Genomic DNA, 6,395 nt, shown 5'->3' with positions numbered 1-6,395 from the left:
TGTGAGCAATTGTCTGATTGCCCCGGCCCGAACACGCCGCCTCCGGAGCCCGAACCTAAGACGGGCTGACTGAGCAGCATATATCGCGTCACATTTTGAAGGGCACCTGCCTGGCGAGTTTGCCGTGGAGGAGGGCAACCGAGCTATAAGTGATTCCCGGCGCGCATCATCGCCCGCGCCATTGCCAACTCGGTTTCAACCCTGGCGTTTTCTTCTGCGTCATGTTGTCGGCGGCGATCAGACGCCGTAACGCCCGCCGCGCTGCCAGCCGGCATCGAGCATGCAGTCGAGGATCGCTTGAAAGCCAGGCTCCGCCAGCGTGTAGCCATATCCTGTATGATGCCGCCTGCCGCTTTCTCGTCGGCCTCAACGCCGCTGATTAGGATACGGTCAGACGGAACTTCATGTCGTTCCCCTCCGCACCGCGCGCCAACAGCGGCCCGCTCGGAACTGGCACCCGTCGTCAGCATTGCGCGCCCATGCCGACTTAGTTTTGCTCATTTCCCGTATCAAGAGGTTGACTCATTGATCAATCCCGATGATGCCACCAGCCCGAAGTCGGCAAGCTCCAGTCTTCGAAGGATCTTAGGGATCAGTTCACATCTGTGCGACGACTGCGCAGACCTGCAGAGAGAGGAAATTGGACGAGCATAACCCGAAGGAAGAACCGATCGAGACCGTCTTCCGCAACGGCACGATCACCGTCGTCGGCATATTGCTGGCGTTTTCGCTGGGTTTCGTCACACATTGGGCGGCGAACCCAGTGCCGTGGCGATTTTTCGACCTGTTCCCAGTGGTCCCAATCCTGGTCGGCATAGCCTCGCAGATGCGGGCGCTATCGCTGTTGCTCGACATGAGTTCGCTGAGACGCCACGTCTACGAACGCGCCAACCGCATATTCATGGCCGGCCTCATCCTGACCGCCTGCGGCGTCGGGTTGGCAATTCTGCTTGACGTCTTCGAAGTGGCGTCGACGGTCACGCTGCCTGGAGCGTAACCAAGGCACCACCGTCAAGCGCTTTCACGCCCTGTGAGTTCATCTCAGCGCTGTTGCGACTGTTGGCCTTGATCTTATCGAGCATGTCTTCAAAATCCAAAAGCCGCAGGCCCCGTACCACGATCGGTGCGCTTCGAAGCAAGGATGTTTTTGGCATTCTTCCATCCCTACCATGTTGCCCCATTGGTTGAAACTATGCGGCTCGGCCCATCTTGACCGGCATCTCGGCGAGCAGACATTGCAACAGTTTCTTCAAAGAAATTCATAGACTCTTAGCACCCCGAAATCGCTGTGAATGGTAGGCTATCTCAACGTATCAGGCCAGCCAGAGGACTCAAATCGCGGTCCTTCCTATTCTGCGACCGCCGAACCGCACGAAATCTAGGACCAAAGGCAATAGCAAGAATAGCTTCCGTCGTGGTTGTTCCAACTCAATCACTGTCGGCTCAAAACAATTACATGCGTAGAAATAAGTAGGTATCCACGCGACCGCGCAGCGCGTTGGTTGGTGACATAAGCAACGAGATAATCGTTCGAAAGCTGCAAGATCTGCGGAGAACGCTAAATGACAAATTCAGTGCAACGAGTGTCCATTCTTTCCATGCGGCTTGATGCAGAACAATGATGACACTGGTCAGTCGCCTACGGGCGGCAGCGCATTTTGATCGCCTTCGAATCCTGGGTCTTTGCGCCCATGCGGACCTAACAGTCTGCGAGCTGGCAGACATTTTGGATCTGCGTCGCGATCGCGTTGTGCGACATGTCCGGCTACTCGCCAGGGCCGACTTTCTTTGCTGCAACGAACAGCGCCCGTGGCGCTCCTATCATCTCAAACCAGGAGACAAGCACGGTGGTCTGGTCCAATTGCTAGTCGATCTTCTGCCCCATTGCGATGGCCATCATGAACGAGACTTACAACGACTCGAAGCGATACAAAACGAGCAGCCGAAGGGGACAGCCTGCTTGATCGTGAAATAGATCGATCCAATTGGAGCGCGGCCTATGATGGACAACTCTGCCGAGCGCGCCATCGCGCAGCCCGACACTTACGGGCGCTCTTCCTTAGCTGCGGTTGATTGCTGCGTTCACGAACTGCTCCTGAGACAAGAGCGACAGGAACACACGACGCTCAAACTAATCGCTTCTGAAAACTTTGCCTCCTCGGCAGTGCTCGAAGCGACCGGGTCGATTTTCACAAACAAGTACGCCGAGGGGTACCCAGGTGCGCGCTATTATGCGGGAAACGAGATCGTCGATGAGCTTGAGAACCTCGCCATCGAGCGATTGAAGAAGCTATTTGGAAGCGAACACGCCAACGTCCAGCCCTATTCCGGCTCGCCGGCCAATCAGGCTGTCTATCGCGCACTTTTGAAGCCCGGCGACAAAGTCATGGGCTTGCCCATTCCGGAAGGGGGTCATCTGACCCATGGTTGGGCTATCAACTTTTCCGGAACAGACTACCGACGAGTCCCCTATGGGCTGCACGAAAAGACCCAGCAAATTGACTATGACCTCTTGCGCGAGACAGCTAAGCGGGAACGGCCGCGGCTCATATGGATCGGCGGAACTGCTTATCCGCGTGTCTTTGACTACGAGGCAATGGCAGAAATTGCTCGGGAGGCGAACGCCTATCTCGTGGCCGACATTGCGCACATCAGCGGCCTGATTGTGGCAGGAGCGCATCCGAATCCCGTGCGCCATTGCGACGTCGTCAGCAGCACCTCTCATAAGTCGATCCGCGGTCCCCGCGGTGGCTTCATTTTGTCGAGGAATGAGGACCGTTATCAGGCGCTCTATCATCCGAAGAGCAAATACAATCTCGCCAGGCGGATTGATCGCGCGGTCTTCCCTCACCTGCAAGGCGGGCCACATATGAATGTTATCGCTGCGCTAGCAGTCGCCTTACAGGAAGCGGCGACCCCGGCATTCCGTATCTACGGCCAGCAGACCGTCAAGAACGCCAAGGCTCTGGCCCAGGCGCTGCTTGAGCGAGGTTATGACCTGGTTACCGGGGGGACCGACAATCACATGCTCATCCTTGACCTGCGCGATCGACCACTGTCGGGCAAGGCCTATGCCGAGCGATTATCAAAGGCGGGCATCATTACGAACTTTAATATGGTGCCGGGCGATCCGCGCGATCCGGCGGTTACAAGCGGAATTCGCTTGGGGTCGCCAGCGGTGACGTCAATGGGCATGCGCGAGAGGGAAATGGTGCAAATCGCTGCCTTTATTGACCTGGTCTGTCGCCAGCCGAACAATCCGGATGTTCATGCCTGCGTGCGAAAAGACGTTGCCAACCTATGCGCTGCGTTCGAGGTCCCGGGCATCACCCGCAGGTAAGTCGGGCTAAGCAAAAATGCACCATGCAAACTCCAACACCCGAAGCGAGGCATTTCATGGCTAGGCAGTTCGTTTTCTCTTCCGAATCGGTCGGCGCGGGACACCCGGATAAGCTCGCCGACAACATCTCGGACGCAATCCTCGACGCAGTCTTGCGCTTCGATCCGAAGGCGCGCGTCGCTTGTGAAGCCCTGGTGAAGACATGTGAAGCCTTGGTGAAGACAGGAACCGTCGTTCTGGCTGGCGAGATTACCAGCGATGTGACGGTCGACTACGGCCAAGTGGCCCGCGATACGATTGTTGATATTGGATACGACGATGAGGCGGTTGGCTTTGACGGCCGGCGTTGCTCCGTCATTCATGCCCTCACCGAGCAGTCACCCGACATCAGCCAAGGGGTTGACGAAGGTCGGGGACAAGATCTCGAACAGGGAGCAGGAGATCAAGGCCTCATGTTCGGCTATGCATGCCGCGAGACCGATACTTTGATGCCGTTGCCGATCCAGCTCGCCCACCGTTTGACGAAAAGACAGGCGGATGTTCGCAAGGCAGGTCATCCTAGCTGGTTGCGCCCCGACGTGAAATCCCAAGTCTCCGTTCGTTATGAGGGCTTGCGACCCGTCGCCCTGGATACCATCGTCGTGTCGACGCAACACAATGAGCAGGTCTCGCAAGAGACAGTTCGCGAGGGGGTCATTGAGGAAATAATAAAGCCGGTCCTGCCGACCGACCTGGAAACGAAAGACACCAGAATTCTGGTCAACCCAACAGGGCGGTTCGTGGTCGGGGGGCCCCGCGGCGACTGTGGCCTCACCGGACGCAAGATCATCGTCGATTCCTATGGTGGAATGGGGCGTCACGGCGGTGGCGCCTTTTCAGGCAAGGACCCATCCAAGGTTGACCGCTCGGCTGCCTATGCCGCCCGATATGTCGCGAAGAATATAGTGGCAAGCGGACTCGCGGACGTCTGCGAGGTGCAGCTTGCTTACGCGATCGGCGTGGCCAGTCCCGTTTCCGTCATGGTCAATACTTTCGGGACAGCAAGGGTCGAAGAAAGAAGGATCGAGCAGCTCATTCCTGAGTTGTTCGACCTCAAACCGAAGGGCATTATCAAGATGCTTGATCTCTTACGCCCGATTTACCGCAAGACTGCGACCTATGGTCATTTCGGTCGCGAAGAGCCCGAGTTCACCTGGGAGAGGACTGACAGAGCCGACGATTTGCGGCGCGAGGCAGGGCTCGCCGCACCTTGAAACCCGGCGCCAAAAGGACGCGCAACACCCTTCTATGACCAGACTTCGGCCGGCCGGCAAGGAAGAAAGCCGGGGTCCATTGGCGAACCAAGAAAGCCATTGACGGTGAAATGTGACCTGCTTTAAATCGACGATGCCATCGTCGAAATTATCGCGCACGACGCGGACTTCCCCGAAAGCAATGCATTAGCAAGTCGCCTCGTCGACACCCTGCGCGCCGAGCTACTGATTTGTGAGCGTCCCGATGCAGCCCGCATCTGACCTGCCTCCGTCAACCAACTACCCAGCGGTGCGGTGCACGTGACGCTTACGCTGATTTTTGCAAACCGTTTTGCTATGGCGAGTTGTCGCCGCAACACTGGCCCCCTGTCGCCTCGGGCAAGCCAACTCGCCCAAGCGCTGTTCCGACCATTTAGGAAACGGATACGTCTCATCCAAACAATCGATTTTACCAATCCAGGAGAACCCCGCATAGTCCGCTCCGGCGATGCCCCGCGTACTAACAGAATAATCAGCGCTGAATGCGCACGAAAAGCAAATTGCATGACCGCTATGTGCAATTGGTACTTTCTGCGCGGATACAAATTCGGGTGCCGACCTCGAATTTATCGGGCCGCGCCGGAGATCTATCAACCATTGGATTCGCCCTGATGACGAAAATGACTGCCTCGATGTTCCGACCTGAAGCTGGCGCAGCTTGAACGATTCGCCGGAGCAAACAAATGCAAATTCTCGATTTTAATCATATATCGCAGATCTTCGTGAACTCGCTCGAGCTGGTGGTGGTCTTCGCCACTATCTGCGCCGCGCTGGAGTTCACCTTCCCGGCCTATCGATACAGTCTTGCCTCATACGCTCGAGGCGTGCGGAATTGGCTTATTCGGCTCGGATTGGGTGCGTTTGTTTGGCACTTCTTCGCTGTTGGTCTGGCCTGGCTTGGTGTAAAGCCGCTGGTAACGATCAATTTCGCAACCTTGCTCCACTCTGACAACGCAATCGTCAGCAGTGGATTGGCGGTCCTTTCCGGGGTTTTAGTCGCGATTGCTGGCGATTTCTTTTACTATTGGATGCACCGCGCTCAGCATGCTGTTCCATTCCTCTGGCGGCTTCACGCTACGCACCATTCGATCCGCGAATTGACGGCATGGAATTGCAATCATCACATCTCTGAACCCCTCGTTTACGCAGCGCTGGTAGCACTGCCACTCGCTCTGATTCATTTTGAATCTGGCGTGGTGCCCATCGTTGCCATGACGCTGATTACGTTCCAGGCCCATCTTTCGCACTCCAGTACCCGCATCAATCTTGGGCCGCTTCGATACATCATTGGCGACAACAAATTCCACCGCATCCACCACTCGATGGAAGCGCATCACCGGCACCGAAACTATGGGTTTTTCACAACCCTTTGGGATACGGTTTTTCTAACGGCATACTGGCCAAAAAAGAATGAGTGGCCGGAGGTTGGCATGCGAAACCAGCCCGAGCCGCTGACCGTGCGGGATTACATTATGTTCCCATTTGATCGACGTCGCTGGCGTAAACCCAAGGTCGGAAATGCTGTGGAGGCCAGGGATTAGACGACTGAAGGCTTACGCCTCAATCTGACTGTCGAGGCCAGAAAGCCATCGATGGTGCATATCTGGAATATCCCACAGACGCCCGACGAGCCTCCGCCTAACAAGGACTGTTGCGCCTGAGCGGCAGCAGAGTAGGGAATTTTCCTATCGCGCTGCCGCGTTGGCGAGATTGACCGGAAATGGACGCGCCGGCGCTGCACCGTCAAGCCAGCAATTCCTCTC

Annotated in this window: 5 protein-coding genes; 4 read left to right on the top strand and 1 reads right to left on the bottom strand. The window is 56.5% G+C overall.

Features of this window, described 5'->3' with window-relative positions; genetic code table 11:
* Nucleotides 1–640: 640 nt before the first annotated feature.
* Nucleotides 641–997, top strand: coding sequence for a hypothetical protein (locus RFM40_RS31290; protein ID WP_320278891.1), 357 nt, complete (start codon nucleotides 641–643; stop codon nucleotides 995–997).
* Here RFM40_RS31290 and RFM40_RS31285 read toward each other — a convergent pair.
* Nucleotides 978–1,154: a hypothetical protein gene (locus RFM40_RS31285; protein WP_320278890.1), complete on the bottom strand. Its 177-nt coding sequence runs from the start codon at nucleotides 1,152–1,154 to the stop codon at nucleotides 978–980. The two genes, RFM40_RS31290 and RFM40_RS31285, sit on opposite strands and share 20 nt — an antisense overlap.
* An 848-nt stretch (nucleotides 1,155–2,002) precedes the next feature.
* Here RFM40_RS31285 and RFM40_RS31280 point away from each other — a divergent pair.
* From RFM40_RS31280 to RFM40_RS31270, 3 genes are all read left to right on the top strand, one after another.
* Complete coding sequence (locus RFM40_RS31280; RefSeq protein WP_320278892.1) at nucleotides 2,003–3,340, top strand: serine hydroxymethyltransferase; 1,338 nt, start codon at nucleotides 2,003–2,005, stop codon at nucleotides 3,338–3,340.
* Nucleotides 3,341–3,396: 56 nt separating this feature from the next.
* A complete protein-coding gene (metK, locus tag RFM40_RS31275) occupies nucleotides 3,397–4,593 on the top strand; it encodes a methionine adenosyltransferase (protein WP_320278889.1) in 1,197 nt (398 codons plus the stop codon).
* A gap of 722 nt (nucleotides 4,594–5,315) precedes the next feature.
* Nucleotides 5,316–6,173, top strand: a complete 858-nt coding sequence (locus RFM40_RS31270) for a sterol desaturase family protein (protein ID WP_320278888.1) — start codon at nucleotides 5,316–5,318, stop codon at nucleotides 6,171–6,173.
* The last annotated feature ends 222 nt before the right edge of the window (nucleotides 6,174–6,395 follow it).

It is taken from the genome of Mesorhizobium captivum (assembly GCF_033977165.1).
GTDB classification, from domain to species: domain Bacteria; phylum Pseudomonadota; class Alphaproteobacteria; order Rhizobiales; family Rhizobiaceae; genus Mesorhizobium; species Mesorhizobium captivum.
The sequence above is the reverse complement of the archived record's forward strand: the minus strand, read 5'-3'. Positions and strand labels throughout refer to the sequence as shown.

Excerpts from the sequence above, each read along its gene's own strand:
- metK (WP_320278889.1), top strand. The coding sequence starts at position 3,397 with ATGGCTAGGCAGTTCGTTTTCTCTTCCGAATCGGTCGGCGCGGGACAC.
- RFM40_RS31285 (WP_320278890.1), bottom strand. The coding sequence starts at position 1,154 with ATGCCAAAAACATCCTTGCTTCGAAGCGCACCGATCGTGGTACGGGGC.
- RFM40_RS31270 (WP_320278888.1), top strand. The coding sequence starts at position 5,316 with ATGCAAATTCTCGATTTTAATCATATATCGCAGATCTTCGTGAACTCG.
- RFM40_RS31280 (WP_320278892.1), top strand. The coding sequence starts at position 2,003 with ATGGACAACTCTGCCGAGCGCGCCATCGCGCAGCCCGACACTTACGGG.